Origin of the sequence: Streptomyces sp. PsTaAH-124 (genome assembly GCF_000373685.1) — a bacterium.
Lineage (GTDB): Bacteria > Actinomycetota > Actinomycetes > Streptomycetales > Streptomycetaceae > Streptomyces > Streptomyces andamanensis.
On record NZ_KB892158.1, the window covers coordinates 242882 to 257900 of the forward strand.

A 15019-nucleotide genomic window follows, 5' to 3' on the forward strand; every position below is an offset into this window, starting at 1 on the left:
GACCACTCACGGGGTTCGCAGTGAGTCTCTAGAGGCAAGCTCAGGGACTTTCAAGGGGAGGGCAAGAATGAGGCTCACTCTCAAGACAATCAGAGCGGCGTTCCGAGGACTGTACCCGGGCGATGACCTGTGCATCTCTTTCCTTGATGGGGAGGTGGTTGTTACGGGACGCGTGATGGGCATTGGTGACCGGATCGCCGCACGTACCGATATGCGGTTGCATGAAGACATTCACGTAAACCGGGTGCTGTCCATGGAAGTCAAGTAGGGCGGCACAAGGATGGCTTTGAACATTCGCAAGCATCAGTGCGTGAGCTGCGGCGGTACCGCTAACGTCCAGACGGATGACGGGTTTGTGAAAGTGGCGCACTGTCGGGACTGCACCCGCAAGGGTCTGATTGCGAGACACATAAAAAAGATGTTCGCCACCATTACTCCATTGGCACAGGTTCAGGGATGCACGGAGGGATGCAGGTGACCCGCGATACCCTTACCGAGGAAAACGCCACACACCTTGCGGTCGGAATCATCGGGGAGCCCCTTGAGCTGAAGGTGCACGTCTACTGGCGTGCCAACGAAAAGGGTGCCCTCATCGTTCTCAGTGACCTGGAAACGAGCAAGGAATACGGTCGATGGGCCGGGAAAAGCCTTGACCCTATGCCGGGGGAATCCCTGGCGAGCGCAGTCCTTGACTCCTTTGTGGGGGCCACACTCGGTGTGCATGCGGTTCAAGGGTGCGGTTGGACGACGGATCCCGTGAGTCTGGCAGCGTTCTTTTCCGATGAATGGGGCTGGAACTGGGTTCCCGAAAGACTTGCCTAGAGGGGTGAGCTTTGGGGACCGCCGTTAGGCGGCCCCCATTGCTCGGCAGCTAGCCGGTCGGGGAAGGGGAGCAATGAGTTCAATGAAGGCGTGGGCGGAGGATGTGGGGACGGCGCACAGGCTCGCCAAGGGTGCCGCTGAGCTGCCTACCGCCCTCCGTCGTGTGGCTGCACTTGAGTTCGCGTTTTTGGTCATGGGGGAGGCCTCCGGCCGCTACCATGACCCTCGGTGGGCTGAGCGGGCACTGAAGCGGGAAACGATCAAGGCTTACCGTGCCGCGCTTAAGGCCCGGCCAAGGAAGAGGGAGGCGTAATGCCGGTAGGTGCGACACGGTTCATCCGCGCACGTAACCTCGTGACAGGTGACCGTGTGGTCAAGCGGAACTCTGACGGAGGGACGTACGCGGCACCCGTTCAAATTGACGTGCACGCGGAAGACGGGGTACGCGAATACATCGAACAGGGCGGTTGGGGCGAGTTTCACGGATTCCGGGATGACGATTGGGTGGAAGTGGAAGTGTCCCCGCCCGGTGAAAATCAAACGGAAATTCCGTTCTGACATGGCCACGGATAAACTGTCGCGTACGGAACTGAAGCTCAAAGCACAAGAGAACATTGCACACATGATTTCTCTCGTGTTCCAGTACGTCACAGACAACGTGTTGGATGAGATTCCCGAGGGACAGTACGAGGAATTTCACGCAATCCTGGAACATCAGGCAGACAGGGCGGTCCGGCTCATGGGCTATGAGAAGCATTGGAGAAGCTGATATGGCAGGGAAAGCCACTGGGGTGGAAGTCACGTACAAGTGCGGTGACTGCAAGAAAAGCTTTACCGTGTATCAGGATGTGAGCCCGGACGCCTTTCAAATCGTCCTGGGCCTCACCGAAGAACACGAGGACTGCCCCGAGGGGGAAGAGTGAGGCCGGAAGAAGTCGACAGTATCTACAGCGCCATCGCAGTGCTTCTGACTGAACTTGAAAGAGCGGAGGAACGTCCGGTCCTCGAAATCTCCCCAGAGGCTGAGGGAATCATCGGAAAGAGCGGACGGGTCATCCGTGACCCGGAAAACGGAAAATGGGTTGCTCAACCGGGCGGGACTGAGCGGCTTTAGTGAGGGTCGGACACTCCGGTGTCCGGCCCTTGTTATGGACGCTCACGTACAAGCGTGACCGTGCAATGCAGGTGACTAGCGGAAGGGGAACAGGTGGAATCGCTGGGTCGATTCGACGCCATGTCTTACGGACCCATGGGAAAGGAGGTGCAGGGGATCATGCCTTACACAGAGGCTGATCCGATTGGAGTGTTCGCCGCATTGCTGGCCCTATTCTCTGCGGGAATCAACGGAAAGGTTGTGCAGGCCGGTGACCGGCCTACGGTCGTCTGGACCGGACTGGTTGGACGCTCGTCCATCGGATGTAAGGGAACCGCTAAGGAATGCGCGGACTGGATCCTTGACGAGCCGCTAGGCGACTTCCTTAGACAGCGGACAAGGTCCGGCATTTCGTCCGGGCCTTCGCTCGTCAGTGCGTTGCACCAGCAGTATGAGCGAAGTCTCACGCAAGAGGACGGTCCTGATGGACGACTTCTTGTGGTGGAAGAGGAGTGGCAAAACCAGTTGCGGCGAACCAACCGTTGCCCGACGTTCGCCGGACAGTTCCGTACGGCCTGGGACGGGAAATCCGTCTCTAACCTAACGAAGGCCAAGTCTGCGTCAGACACACAAAATGAACAGATGGTGGAACGTCCCCTTCTCGGCTTTCACGCACACATTCAGCCGGGTGCGTGGAACAAGTACATTTCCGCAACGGAAGCGCTCGGAGGCTCGTACAACCGGATCCTTCCCGTTTCCGTGGAAATGTCCAAGGTGCTTCCGGAACCTGAAGGGTCTGACAGGGAAATCTATAAGTACCGTCCCGGAAGGGCCCTTGCATTGGCCTATGAGTGGGCGCGCAAAGAGAAGCGCGTGATGGTCCTCAGCAGTCCTGCAAGGAAGCGTTACGACGAGATTCGTCGGGAGTACCTGACAGCAAACGCAAAACTGCCGGAGGTGCTGGCATCCTTCTTCGAGCGTTCGTCGGAACAGGTAAAGCGGGTTGCCTGTGTTCTGACAGCAGCAAACCGGCGGACGGAAGTCCCGTTGGCTGCCGTCGAAGCGGCTAAGGCTTTCGTGGACTACTCGATCCAGAGTGTTACTCAGCTTCACAATGACGCGCTTGCTTTCTCCACGCGACGCGAAATGCTGACCCTGGAAGACAAGATCCGTAAGGCTCTCCAAACTCACGGGAAGATGACGCGCACCCAGCTTTACAAGTCTGTCGGTGCTGGCCGTTTCACTGCTGCCGAGGTAGGAAGGGAGGCGGATGAAATGCCGGACGTGGAAGTTTGGGTGGACAGCGCGTCCCGTCGAACGGGTCCGAAGCCAACGTACTACCGACTGGTGGAGCGTGAGGAACTTGAGGACGAGCCGCTTGAGGGCAAGCCGACGGTCCCTCACCAGGCGGAAGCAGAAACCCTGTTGAACGCTTATGCGGATTGGGCCAGCCTGCCCGGCAATGAGGGTAAGAGCGTCCCGGACTTCCTGGCCCACGTCCAGGAGGCGGCCAAGGTGCCCGTGGAGCCCTCGGCGAAGCCACCGGTGAAGAAGGTCGTCCGCAAGCGCGCTGCGTCCCCCAGGAAGGCTCCTGAGGCTTCCGGGGGGACGGTAGCCAAAACCCCTAAGGCCAGGGGCACGGCGGCCCGTAAGGCGGCCACCAAGACTCCTGCAAAGAAGACTGCCCCTGCGGCAGTGTCAGAGCAGGGTGGTAAGAAGGAACCTACCGAGTCACTGTTCTGACTCGGAGCGCAGAGAAGAGGCAATGAATCGTGAGCGACGAAAAGCCCATGTACCCGGTCAAGGTCCCGAACTCCGTTATGGAGTGGTTCAACGAGGACACCGGCGTTGGACAGGGCTCGGACACGGCCGAAAGGCCGTGCGTGAAAGCTGAGTTGGACGGACTGAACTGGACCGGAAAGGGTGCGTCCGGGGCAGTGAGCCTGTACACCCTGGGATGGATGCTGGACCAGGTACGGAACGGCATCCTCGAAGATCCCCCGGCTTCTTGGAAGCCTGCCGCGCTCAAGGCTGCGGCTGCGGCTGCCGACCGGTACGAGGCGGCCTATGAGTCGGGCCGGGAAGCGGAAGGCCCGGAGACTCCGGAGAAGCCCGAAGGGATCCAGGTGGATGGAGTGACCGTTCCCAGCAATTTCGGGAAGCCGGTCTACCATGCCAAGGACAAGACACGCGTGGTTGGGTTCCTTACCGAGGGAAACGCCAAGTTCGTTCCTGTTGAGGACGTCAAGGCTGAATTGGGAAAAGCGCAGTAAGCGAGGGGGGTGGGCCTCTTTCGGAGGATGAGAAAGAAGCCCTGTCCACTCTCGCGAAGCTAGGTCCCATGCAACACCGTCTCGGCATTCGCCGCTCCACTATGGAAAGCCTGGAGCGGCGCGGGTTCGTGGAGTTGATCACGTTCACGGGTGGCCGCAGGTGGGTTGCCTCCCTGACGGACAAGGGTGAACCGGTAGCGCGGGAGTACCAGACCTACCGCCCCGCAAAGCAAATTGACCCCGTCACGGCCACAGGTCAAGTGTCCACGGAGCTTTTCAAGAAGCACCCGGAGTACGGTTTGGAATCTGTGTACGAGCGAGTGGACGTGCACAGTTTCTCAAGATTCGTAGATTCGGTGAAGTCCTGGTGTAAGGACAAGACGGAACTTTCGGGGGCCGTTATCGACGCTGCGGACTATCGGGAGCTGTACGCGGACTTCTGCACATATGAGGGACGTGAGCCGGTGTGGGAGGAGCAGCCGGAGTTGCCGGGGGTAGTGCTTCCCGAGGATCCCGCAGAGGCTGAAAGGGTGTCTGACGCGATGCGGGAGCACTTCAGCCGCCCGACCGTCCGGCTGGAAGACATCCCGGGCCTGTTGCGGGACGACAGGGAATGAGGGCTTCACTTCAGCCGCACTACGTCTTCGCTCACATGGTGGGCGTACACAAAGAGGCTGACGCGCAATCCTCAACCGAATACCGGAACGGCGAATATGTCGTATCCCTGTGGTTCGCGTCCGAAGAGCCTGCAAAAAAGATGCAGGACTACTTTCGGGGAGTGTTTGCGCGAGACTGGAACAACCTGGAGTATCACAATTACGGCTCCGCGTTCCTGGTGAGGATCAGATTCAAGCGAGAAAGTGAAGGTTAGTCAGTGGAAGATCATGAGTGTCTGGAAGAGCGCGAGAGCGGGTGCAAGGGGCCCGTGACTGGACGCCCCTCCCACGCGGGTACGGGCACGATCATTTGGCGCTGTACGGCTCACGCCGAAAAGGCGGCACAGAGGGCCCAAAGGATTCTGGAGGATTACCCGGACAGTCCCGTCCCCCCGGAATGGTTTGATCCGACTGCGGCCGGTGAATCCTGGGACGGGGAGTAGATATGACGCGGGTGAGTCCCTTTCCGGAGGGAACGCGGCAGACGGGACGGGGAATCATTCTCCCTCGTCCCGACGTGGACGAGATCCTGAGAAAAGCAGCCCTCAAGGGGTACCTGCACCTTCAGGACCGCCCCTATAAGACGGTGGCGAATCTCGTCATTGACCCCTGGCACAAGAACCTCGTGTACGGGGTGTACTTGGCCCTGGACGGGTCTACCGCGTCCGTAGGGAGCTACTGGGGAAGTTCTCAGGGCTCCGTACTGGACGCTGAGGCCACCGCTTCTCAGCTCCACGCGCTCATAGAGCGTTGGGGCCACATGCTACGTGCCTGAGCAGCAGGCGGGGACGGCTCGTCCGTCCCCGTCGCAGGTACCCCAAGTTCGGCCGGTGAAATCCCGTGCCGTACAGGGCCGTTACTCCCAGGTCTGTGAGAAGTGGCAGGACGGAACCTGGAAGCCGTAGCGGCCTGCTTAACCGCAGTTCAGAGCACCCGGCAACGAAACCTCTGTCGGGTGCTCTTGTCTTGTGCTTACATGTACCAACCATCGCAAGTCAGGAAGAGGAAAGAACATGGCACAGCGGGTATCGGTCACCCTTATTGACGACTTGGACGGAGAGTCGGAAGCGCAGGACACGATCACTTTCGGGCTGGATGGTCGCACGTACGAAATCGATCTGACCGAGGCGCACGAAACGGAACTTCGCACCTTCCTGGAGAGGTTCGTTACGAAGGCTCGCCGCAAGTCCGCCAACACGGGCGCGGGAGGTCGGCGGAAGCAGGTTACGCCGATCCGGAGCGAGACTGAGCCGTCCGCCGAGGTCTACCGCAAGTGGGCCGAGTCCAACGGCTTTGAGGTCAACGCCCGTGGGCGCGTCCCGGCCTCCATCAAGGAGGCCTACCACAAGGCCAACGACTGATTTCACAAACGTGCACCAACCGGCGGCCCGTTCCCTCATACTGAGGGGGCGGGCCGCCTTTGGCAGTAGGGAGGTCAAGTAGATGGTGGTCGACAACCCGTTCACCCGTGAACGGACTTATGTGGCGACGGAGCTGGCAGAACAGTACGGGAGAGGGTACGCACGAATTCTGGCTCGAATGAGTGGGCTTGCCTTTCGGGGGAGGGGAGACAATAGTCGTACGTCTCAACGCATCCTCAGGGCCAAGCTTGAGGGCTTCCAGAAGTCGGCGGTAATCGTTCTTCTGTCGGACGACTACAACAACGTCGACAAGGAAAGTGAGGCTGAAGCTCTGGTTAAGGAGCATCGGACCAAACTCCTTGAAGCAATTGAGAAGGACGAGAAGGAAAGGCAGGCATACGAGTGAAGCGCATGTACCTGACTCCCGAGGACGCGTACAAGGAAATCGTGGAAATCCTCAACGTGCTTGAGGAGATGAAAGAGGAGCCGTTCCGGGGAGTATCGACCTTCGGCTCTTCTTGGTACGGCTACCAGGGGAAGAGTGGTTCGGTCCGACGCGAAGGGGACGGGTGGGTGTACGAGCCTGCTTCGGAGTTCCCGAAGGGTGGCAAGCAGTGAAGGACGACGACGTTATCCCCATCCTGGAAATCATGGCGGAGATGGACGAGGACAAGAAGGTACGTCGTGATCGTTCCCGTGCCGCCTACACGGCGGAAGTTGCCCCAGAGAGTCCAGGGAGCGACTGGACCCTTCGGGGGCTCTCAGAGGAGGACATGGGGGCCCTGAGTCTTACTCTCCAGGTCCGCCAGGAGCAAGCGGAGTCGTGGGAGGCTGAGCGATGGGCCCGGATCGTCAGGGCCGTCCACCAGGCCGTGAACCAGGACGAGGACCCGTGCGCTCCTGGGGGGAGCTGCCGGTGTCCGGCCGGTGAGGCAGACTGCGGCAGGAGCCAGCCATGAAGGGCGGATCACCGCTTGACCTGAACCTGAATAAGGTAGGGGTCCTCTCGGAGAAATGTGACACCTGTCTTCTGCGCAAAGAAGCAGGGCACGAACCGGCAACCGTCCGGCGCGTGATTGAGGCGAACCGTAAGGCGGGAAGTGCCCTCACCTGTCACGAAACTCTTGACTACGGCCCTTACCCGGACTTTGGGGAGGCCATGTGCCGGGGGTTCTACGACGCGTACAAGGATGAGAACTCCGCAATCCAAATTGCGGAAAGGCTCATCGGTATCGTGGAAGTGCCTCCCCCGGCGGATCCCCGAAAGGGACCGCAGTGAGCACCGACTACCGAGAGCCGACACTCGCGGATCCGGTCCACGTGAACGGATGGGAAATCACGTTTACCGTAACGGGCTACCGTGCTTCTTACGGGTTCGTGGAACTCCCCATGAGCGGGCCGTGGGAATTCGCGCTGGAGTGCATCAAACAACTGCCTGCTGTTGAGGGTGCCGAACAGCAGGCCTACTTCAAGGTTTGGGAAGAGGCAGTAAAGCTCCCCACCATCAAAGTTAATCAGCTCATCCGGGACCTGCAAAAAGAAGTGGACGACCGCTGGAAGGGGGGAGTGGAGTAGTGGATGTGCTTCTCACCTTCTACTACCAGCACCCCTCCGGGTCTGGATACGTAGACCTGGGATGCGGTAGAGCGACCGTGCGCACAGAGAACGGACTCACGGAAACCCTGGCACGGGAAAGCATGGCTGCTTTCGCCGATCTCGGAATCCGGGATCACTGGAAGTCGTCCGAACCGTACGACCCTGCAAAGGTTGTGATCTCGGGCACCTTCGGGGATTTGGGAACCCTGTACGTGGACGGCAACGGTGTACCGAAGGAGAAGGTGTGATGGAACGTCCTGACTTTACCACTGTGGAGTACCTGAACCCGGGGGACTTCATCGACGTCGGGGACGCGACTGAGGAGCCGGTTTTCGTCACGGTGGAATACGTGACCCACCGGGGAAATCAAGTGCGAGTTTCCACCAAGGAACTGGCTTTCGACCTGATGATGACCCGGGGTGACCAAGTCACTTTCAGCGAGGAGGGATAGTGGAAAGTCGAGCAATCGTCATCGACATGGACCACGGTCCGGAAGTCCGGGTAACTGGATTTGAAGGCCAGACAGCAACCATGATCGCGACGGACCAGGGCGACCCTCACAAGGCCGTGATCCTGAATATGGGTCGCGCACAGATGGAAGCCATTGTGCGGGAGTTGCAGGAATGCTTCACCTTCTGGGACACCCCGTCAAAGCCGTGGGGCGAGTCGCAATGACCGTCTACAGGTGCAAGCACCACAACGAGGACCACAAGACCCATGCGGATATCGCGTTTATGGTCTGTGGCTGTGATGGAACCACTCATCACGCGTGCAAGCGGAGGGCCGTCCCTGCGGGGACGGCTCGGCCGTCCGATTGGCCGGTTGCTTTGGCTTGGCCACACCAGGGGCAGGAGCCTTCCCTGATTCCGGCCCTTGGGTACGTCCGGGGAAACACTCCTCGGGCATTCACTGAATCTGAGCGACAGCGGAAGAACATCAGTGCTTGGGCCGACCGCACGGGACACTTGATGGTGGGCTGGGTAGAGGACGTGCTTACGGACGGCACCGGGGCGAACTCTGCTGGCCTTGAGGAGCTGCTGACCCGAGTAGAGTCCGGTGAGGCAAAGGTGGTAGCCGTAGAGGAGTACCACCGTCTAGGAAGACTCCGGGGACCCGTCAACGGGTGGATTGCTCGCCTGGAAGGTCTTGGGGGACGCGTTGCACAGACCGGCAAAGCCGCTGAGGGAGTGGAATGAAAAAGTACCTTGTCCTCTACCGGGACGGGACCTCTCGGGAATTTGAGGTCAGAAGAATGGAGTACCTGGAAACCGGCGTTGAGTTCTCCGGGGCCAAACACTCCCAGGAGGTGAAGTTCGTGGCCTTCATTCCGTACGCCATGCTGAAGTGCGTGGAGTCGGTTTGACGCCATTCTGTCCCGACTGTCGCGGCAGGGGCTGACAATCCCGGCTGGAGTCTGAGACGATCCCCCCTCACGCCCGGTGAGGGGGGATCGTTGCATTACCGCAGCACGCAGGAGATAAGAGCACGGCGGGCCGAGGCCTTTGAGCGGGTAGGCAAAATATGGGCCGGGTGTGGAATCATCTGGTTCATTTTTGCCATGTTCGTGCAAGACGTTCCCGTTGTGGGTACCGTGGCCTACTGGGGAATCTACGTGGGGGCAGTAGTCGCCACTGCCCTACTCATCCTGGCCATGGTCCGAATCAGCCGTTCGGCTGATGAACAGATCAAGGCTCTCAAGCAAGAGGGAAAGTTCTAAGGAGCAGGCGTGGACAACTGCAAGTATTGCGCGGACCTTTCGGAATGGCTCCTGCGACTGCCAAGCGACGAAGAAGTCGTGGGAGCCTCCTGCGGACGCGGTGAGCATGTCGGCTTCATGCTGGCAGACGCTGAAGCAAATCACCCGTACGCCTCGGGGTTTTTGATTCTACGAGCGGATTAACCAAAAAAAGCCCCCCGGCTCATGCCGGGGGGCTTTTCTGTTTTCTCTCTCACTCTAGGCGGACCCCTCCACCTAAGACAGGGGGGACCTACTTCGGGCCCTGCACCTCATCCTCAAACGGGGAGTCCGTGTAGAGCGCTGTAAGGGTCTTTGCGTCCTCGTGAGTGGCTGCTACCACACCCACACCCAGAAGGGCCGCAGAAGCAGTCACGAGGGCTTCCCAGGGCACGTCGGGAAGCACCAGGACGAGAACGGGCACCAGGGCCGACAGGACGGCATAGATTCGAACACCGTGAACAGAAAGAAACGAACTGATAACGTTAATGCTGCACCACTCCTTGCTGCATAGATAGAGGCAGGACTAGCCGAACAGAAGCTTCCAGGTCAGAGGGCCGGGGTAGCCATCGGCGTCCCCGGCAAGCTCCTTGTGGGCGAGCTGGAAGGCCTTGACAGCGGCTCGGTCAACGGCAGTCCAGGTAGGGCCCGGTCCCACCTGGTAGAAGCGCCCGTACCCCTTCTTGACGAGCTGCTGCCCAAGCTGGGTCACGTACTGGTTGCTGGCACCAGCCTTGAAGTAGCCGGTGCCGGGAAACGCTGGAATGGACGGCTTAGGAGCCGCACCCTTCAGCTTGAGAACCTGACCCGGCTTGATGACGTATGGGGCCTTGATGCCGTTGAGGCTGGCAATGGTCATCCAGGCCACTCCAGTCTTCTGGCCGATGGCGGACAGCGTGTCACCGGACTTCACGGTATACGTGGATGGGCTGCCACCGGACGACCCTCCGGAGTCCCCACCAGGGGCCGCAGAGAAGAGTGCGGAAGTAGAAATGTGGCCGGGGTCCCAGTGGCTATTGCCCGGAACATTGCAGTGACCATAGTGACCCCCCTTGGTCAGCCACACGTTCCGGTCGCGCTTGCAGTCCTTAGCTAGCGCAGGCGGAGCACCCATCGGAAACACGTCCGGGACTCCCCAGGAGCGGATAGCGTCCATCAGTGCCTTGAAGTTCTTTCCGGGCTTCCAGTAGGACGTGAACGGCTTCTCGGCCTTACCTAGAACCTCAACCTGAATACAGGCCTTGCCGGTCCGGTTGGTGCGGGCAGACCCGTCGTTCTGGAGTGCCCGCGCGCTCTGGTTCAGTGGACCGAACTGCCCTAGTCGGTCGGTAGTTGGGTCATAGAGAATGTGGGGCTCGTAGGCCTCACTGATCAGGTATTGTCCAACATTCTTGAATGCGTTATCACCAGCACCGGACTCGGTGGTGTGCCATACAACGCGTGCAGGATGGTTCGGGGTGTCCATGGCCCCACCAATAGAGCCGTCTCCTAGGCGCTCAGCGCCGGGGATCCAATTAGTTGCCATCATTCCTCCGTGTGGGTATTAGGGTTCCGGGCAAGAGCAAGCCGGTTGGGGTCCAGTGAAGTCAGAAGCTGAATCAGTCGAGCGTTCTCCCGCTCGATGTTCGTAAGTCGTTCCTTGATCTCCTTGAGATCCCGCTCAAGCCGGTCGGCACGGGTCTTTTGCGCGTCCGCCTCCTCACGCCACACCTTCGCCGCGTTAGTTCTGAAGGCGGCAATGGCGACAGCGGCAGAGCCCAGGACAGCCGCAGCAATGCCGCCCAGTGAGTAAATTTCGGATGCTGTCATGTGTGCGAACTCCTTAAGGGCAGCAGAAAGGCGGCCCCGCGGGGCCGCCCTTACGTGAACATGGTGCTTATGCGGGGGCAATAGTGGTGACAGTCCCGTTGGGGCCACGCCACTTCAGGGCACCGTTTTCCGGGTAGAGAACTCCACCGCCCGTGGGGTTGCCAGTCGGTACAGTCGCCGCATTCTTCATTCCAAGGACGCCGACGCCCCCACCAACGTCAGCAGTCGTAGACCCGATCTGTACGGCCTGAGAGAACGCGGAAACCCCCCGGTGGGTAATCGCACCACTGGCAGCGATTTCGAACCGCACAACCCCATCAGGGTCCCTCACGAGGACAAGCTGAGGAGCAGTGCCAGTGAACCCGACCACCTCAAGCGCAACCGTGTTCGCGTCATTCTGCTGAATGAAGTTACGGCCAGAGTTGATGGTGCCGTTCACGGTAGCCGTTTCGGCTACAAAATTCTGTACCGCTACAGCACCCGCTGTCAGTTCAGCCGGACCAGGACCAGCATGGGCAGCCTGGTAAATGAACCCAGCGACGCCCTTTTTGGCAGGGTCGGCCGTGTAAATTCCCTCCGCGTACTGCGGCAGGCCGTACCCGTAAACGTTGGCATCGGACCGGCGGCGCTTACGGATATGGACTCCGTCGCCTTCGGTCGATCCATTGTCGTTGGTATTAGCCTCAACCGCCCAAATGAAAATCTGATCGTAGGCGATTATAATTCCAGTGTGATCCTGCCCGGAGTCCCCGTACATGACCTGACTCCCCAATGCGGGGAACCAGGACCAACGGCCCTTGTTATTCCACCAGGTGACAGCCTCCGAACAGTCGGCAGTACGAGGGAACAGTGAAGAAACACCGGCCCGCATAGCAACCCAGCTAGTGAATGTTGCACACCAACTTTGTCCCTGAGCCCAGGTAAGGCCAGGAACTTCCAGTGCATAGCGGGTTACGTTGTTCCACCCGCCTTCCACGTATTCCTCGCGTACGCCTACCTGAGACTTTGAAACTGCGACGACTTGTGCCATCTGAGAATTAGCCAATGGTTCCCCCTATTAGCTGTTGAGGAGAGCTGCCAGCACTCCAGCCATGTGGGAGTGACCTGCATCGGAAGGAAGGACAGCGTCTGTTCCAGCGGTGCCCGGAGCCGTGGGGTTTCCCCAGTAACCCAGGGAGTTCCAGAAGTTCCACGAATTCCGGCCGAGGTTCCAGAAATCAACCACTGCGGCCTCAAAGGTGCTGGCCAGGGCGTACGTGCGATCTGCGAAATCCTGGAATCGGTAGCCCTGCGCGTCCGCCTGCCCGATGTGCGGCAGGACAAAGACAATGTCAGTAGCTCCCTGGTTGGCGCCACCGTCCTTCACCTGTGAAAGATGCTGACGAACCTGGGAAGCCCAGGTATCAACGGCAACTCCGTCAATTACATCCTGAACGCTCACGGCATAGATGACGAGATCAGCGGGGAATGAACCTCCACCGTTCCACTCGACCTTTCCAGCGGGTAGATACTGGAGAGCGTTAGCGTTCTTGCGGCTTAGGTTGTTCACGACCACACCAGAGGCATTTTCAGCGCTCACACCGCACACAGACAGGTACTTGGATGCCACACCAGCATGCGTGACCTTGACCGTGTGAGTGCCTGCTGAGAGGCCCGTGACGGTCGTCTTGATGACCGTTAGCCCTGTGGAGCTGGAGTCAGTGACAGTCACGGCCTGGCCGCCGTCGATGGTGTACGTCCAGGCAGGCCGGTTACCGTCTCCACCCAGCGTGTAAATGGTGACGGAAGTTCCGCGCACGGTCCACGTGAGGGAGCTTCCGGCGGTCCCTGAATAGAGGTATCCCCAACCGGGGCCTCCCTGGAGACCGCCAATCGCCCAAGTTCCCGTCTGAGTCACCAGACCACCGGCAGAAGTCCACTGGTTGACGGCGGCAGGGTCATTACCGGCGATGCCGGACGCACTGTAGAGCGAGGACGTAAACCCGCTACCCCCGTCGCCGTTAGCCGCCTGAAGAGCAGAGCCGAGGGATCCCACCCAAGACTTGCTGACTAGCTGGGAGGCGTAAAAGCCGACTGCACTGGATCCGCCTACAACGCCAACTGTGGCCTTCCCTGATCCCGCCTTAGCGGCGGCCCGCTTAGGCCGCCAGAATTCGCCCCACTGGCGCGGGACAGAGACACCCTTGCCGGTGGCCTTGCCATTCGGGGTAACGAGCCAGCCAGCATCAACAAGCTTTACGAACGTGGCATCCGAGTAAGCACGGTCCCCATGAGGATCCGGGACAGTGTTGTTCACGTGAGCCGTAAGCCGAGTACCCACATCCAGCGGCGTAATGGCGACTCGACCGGCCCCAAAGTCCACCCAGAGGATTTCTGCACCATCAGGGCCCATGAAGGAAGGAATCATACCCTGACTGTCGGCAGTGAGCTGCCCCATTTCAAGGCCGTTCAAGTCCGTTAGATCAGTGATTTGGTTCGCGCTCTGACCGGGTCCGTCCCATACGGTGCCGATGACGCCGGGGACCCGTGCACCATTAACGTCCTCCGCTACATCGCTAGCCGTACCGCCAAACAGATTACGTGGCATTGATCGCCGTCCTTGGATATTGGTTCGCCTCAACCACTCCAGAAACATTCAGAGATGAGCGGGCGGGAATCGACACTAGAGAGTCCAACCCTTCCTTAAGGGTGTTGACGTTGGGGGTGTACAGATAAAGCGTGCTAGAACCGGGCGACGGATGAGCTGTAATCTGCATCATGTTCGGGTAGCCGCCCGAGTAGTACGTGTTCCAGATGCTTCCCGGCAGTACCTGAACTCCATCCGGATTGGAGATTTGCGGGAGCGTTACCCCGATAGTCTTGTTACTTCCGCTAACGCTGATCCCCTTGTCTTCGTAGTCGTTCTGAATGGTGATTTGGAACCAGAACATATTGGGGGCGATCCATCGCCAACGGCCGCGCCGGTTCGCTACCGGAACGGTCCCGTTCGTGTACAAAAGGTTTGGCGTGTAGTTGCGGGACCTACCGAAATGGCGGGTCACCACGTAGCCATCCCGCCCGTTGAAGGCCTCAAACTGGCTGTCACCGCCGTTACTGTCGAGGTCGTACGCAATGGAGCCCTTAGGGAGCAATGCCGTACTGTCAGGCACATTCCAGGGGTAGGCCACTACGGGCGGAGCCGTATACGGCGCACGGGCATTGGCGGAAAGCGGCCCATTGTTTGCCGGAACAGATACTGAGAGAACCGGCATTTCCCAAACTCCACCGGGCTGCCGTGTGGGAGTTGGCTCAGTCGGAGTGGTGGTCGTAGCCGGGGTACCCTGGATAACCGCCATATTCACAGAGGAATTAGCCATATCAGCTCGCAGAACCACAAGGTCCCTGCGATCCTTGGCAGTGTTGTTGTCGGCAATAGTGAACTGCTTGCTGCCGGTAAGCCGGTAGTAGAAACCCCCAACCCATGCGGACCCGGCATTAACCGTAAGAGTTCTGCCGCTAAAACTGTAGGAAAATGGGAGCTGAGCGGTCGTGTAGGAGGTATTGACTAGAGGGAAGTCGACGCGGTCACTGGTCCAGGCAAGGGCCATGGTTTGCCACTGGGTCTGTGACACAACCTTGGTTCCACCGTTTGCGTTGTCGGCGTCAAAGGGGTAGCTGATCTCTGCCATAATGCC

19 protein-coding genes are annotated in these 15019 nt (G+C 59.5%); 14 read left to right on the forward strand and 5 right to left on the reverse strand.

What is annotated here, in order from left to right; all coding sequences use genetic code 11:
• Positions 1–468: 468 nt before the first annotated feature.
• From B086_RS44435 to B086_RS44450, 14 genes are all read left to right on the forward strand, one after another.
• The gene (locus tag B086_RS44435; protein ID WP_158690344.1) at positions 469–822 is read left to right on the forward strand and encodes a hypothetical protein; all 354 of its coding nucleotides are present in this window, start codon (positions 469–471) and stop codon (positions 820–822) included.
• Between the two features lie 559 nt (positions 823–1381).
• Complete coding sequence (locus B086_RS44440) at positions 1382–1591, forward strand: hypothetical protein (protein WP_158690345.1); 210 nt, start codon at positions 1382–1384, stop codon at positions 1589–1591.
• A 504-nt stretch (positions 1592–2095) separates the two neighbouring features.
• Positions 2096–3658 carry a DUF3987 domain-containing protein gene (locus B086_RS42425; protein WP_158690346.1) on the forward strand — a complete coding sequence of 521 codons (1563 nt, stop codon included), beginning with the start codon at positions 2096–2098 and terminating at the stop codon, positions 3656–3658.
• A gap of 29 nt (positions 3659–3687) precedes the next feature.
• Positions 3688–4188, forward strand: coding sequence for a hypothetical protein (locus B086_RS0103225; RefSeq protein ID WP_158690347.1), 501 nt, complete (start codon positions 3688–3690; stop codon positions 4186–4188).
• A gap of 68 nt (positions 4189–4256) precedes the next feature.
• Entirely contained in the window at positions 4257–4805 is a 549-nt protein-coding gene (locus B086_RS0103230) for a hypothetical protein (protein ID WP_018564976.1), read from the forward strand.
• A 1052-nt stretch (positions 4806–5857) separates the two neighbouring features.
• Positions 5858–6205, forward strand: a complete 348-nt coding sequence (locus B086_RS0103240; RefSeq protein WP_018564978.1) for a histone-like nucleoid-structuring protein Lsr2 — start codon at positions 5858–5860, stop codon at positions 6203–6205.
• Positions 6206–6287: 82 nt separating this feature from the next.
• Positions 6288–6611 carry a hypothetical protein gene (locus tag B086_RS0103245; RefSeq protein WP_026252048.1) on the forward strand — a complete coding sequence of 108 codons (324 nt, stop codon included), beginning with the start codon at positions 6288–6290 and terminating at the stop codon, positions 6609–6611.
• On the forward strand, positions 6608–6823 hold the full coding sequence (locus B086_RS0103250; RefSeq protein ID WP_018564980.1) for a hypothetical protein: 216 nt from the start codon (positions 6608–6610) through the stop codon (positions 6821–6823). Before B086_RS0103245 ends, B086_RS0103250 begins: the two co-directional genes overlap by 4 nt.
• Before the next feature lie 657 nt (positions 6824–7480).
• Positions 7481–7780: a hypothetical protein gene (locus B086_RS0103260; RefSeq protein ID WP_018564982.1), complete on the forward strand. Its 300-nt coding sequence runs from the start codon at positions 7481–7483 to the stop codon at positions 7778–7780.
• The gene (locus tag B086_RS0103265) at positions 7780–8049 is read left to right on the forward strand and encodes a hypothetical protein (protein WP_018564983.1); all 270 of its coding nucleotides are present in this window, start codon (positions 7780–7782) and stop codon (positions 8047–8049) included. The genes B086_RS0103260 and B086_RS0103265 overlap by 1 nt, the downstream gene beginning before the upstream one ends.
• Positions 8049–8252 carry a hypothetical protein gene (locus tag B086_RS0103270; RefSeq protein WP_158690349.1) on the forward strand — a complete coding sequence of 68 codons (204 nt, stop codon included), beginning with the start codon at positions 8049–8051 and terminating at the stop codon, positions 8250–8252. The genes B086_RS0103265 and B086_RS0103270 overlap by 1 nt, the downstream gene beginning before the upstream one ends.
• The gene (locus B086_RS44445) at positions 8252–8476 is read left to right on the forward strand and encodes a hypothetical protein (protein ID WP_018564985.1); all 225 of its coding nucleotides are present in this window, start codon (positions 8252–8254) and stop codon (positions 8474–8476) included. The genes B086_RS0103270 and B086_RS44445 overlap by 1 nt, the downstream gene beginning before the upstream one ends.
• A gap of 59 nt (positions 8477–8535) precedes the next feature.
• Positions 8536–8997, forward strand: coding sequence for a recombinase family protein (locus B086_RS46160; RefSeq protein ID WP_420712529.1), 462 nt, complete (start codon positions 8536–8538; stop codon positions 8995–8997).
• A complete protein-coding gene (locus B086_RS44450) occupies positions 8994–9164 on the forward strand; it encodes a hypothetical protein (protein WP_018564986.1) in 171 nt (56 codons plus the stop codon). The genes B086_RS46160 and B086_RS44450 overlap by 4 nt, the downstream gene beginning before the upstream one ends.
• Positions 9165–10062: 898 nt before the next feature.
• Here the strand turns inward: B086_RS44450 and B086_RS42435 are convergent.
• The 5 genes from B086_RS42435 to B086_RS44460 form a co-directional block, all read right to left on the reverse strand.
• Entirely contained in the window at positions 10063–11001 is a 939-nt protein-coding gene (locus B086_RS42435; protein WP_234029234.1) for a peptidoglycan-binding protein, read from the reverse strand.
• A gap of 59 nt (positions 11002–11060) precedes the next feature.
• Positions 11061–11345, reverse strand: coding sequence for a hypothetical protein (locus B086_RS42440; RefSeq protein WP_234029235.1), 285 nt, complete (start codon positions 11343–11345; stop codon positions 11061–11063).
• A gap of 67 nt (positions 11346–11412) precedes the next feature.
• Positions 11413–12102 carry a hypothetical protein gene (locus tag B086_RS42445; RefSeq protein ID WP_234029236.1) on the reverse strand — a complete coding sequence of 230 codons (690 nt, stop codon included), beginning with the start codon at positions 12100–12102 and terminating at the stop codon, positions 11413–11415.
• 300 nt (positions 12103–12402) lie between these two features.
• Positions 12403–13932, reverse strand: coding sequence for a hypothetical protein (locus tag B086_RS44455; protein WP_158690351.1), 1530 nt, complete (start codon positions 13930–13932; stop codon positions 12403–12405).
• Positions 13922–15013 (reverse strand): hypothetical protein, encoded by a 1092-nt coding sequence (locus B086_RS44460; protein WP_158690352.1) that lies wholly within the window; start codon positions 15011–15013, stop codon positions 13922–13924. The genes B086_RS44455 and B086_RS44460 overlap by 11 nt, the downstream gene beginning before the upstream one ends.
• Between the last annotated feature and the right edge of the window lie 6 nt (positions 15014–15019).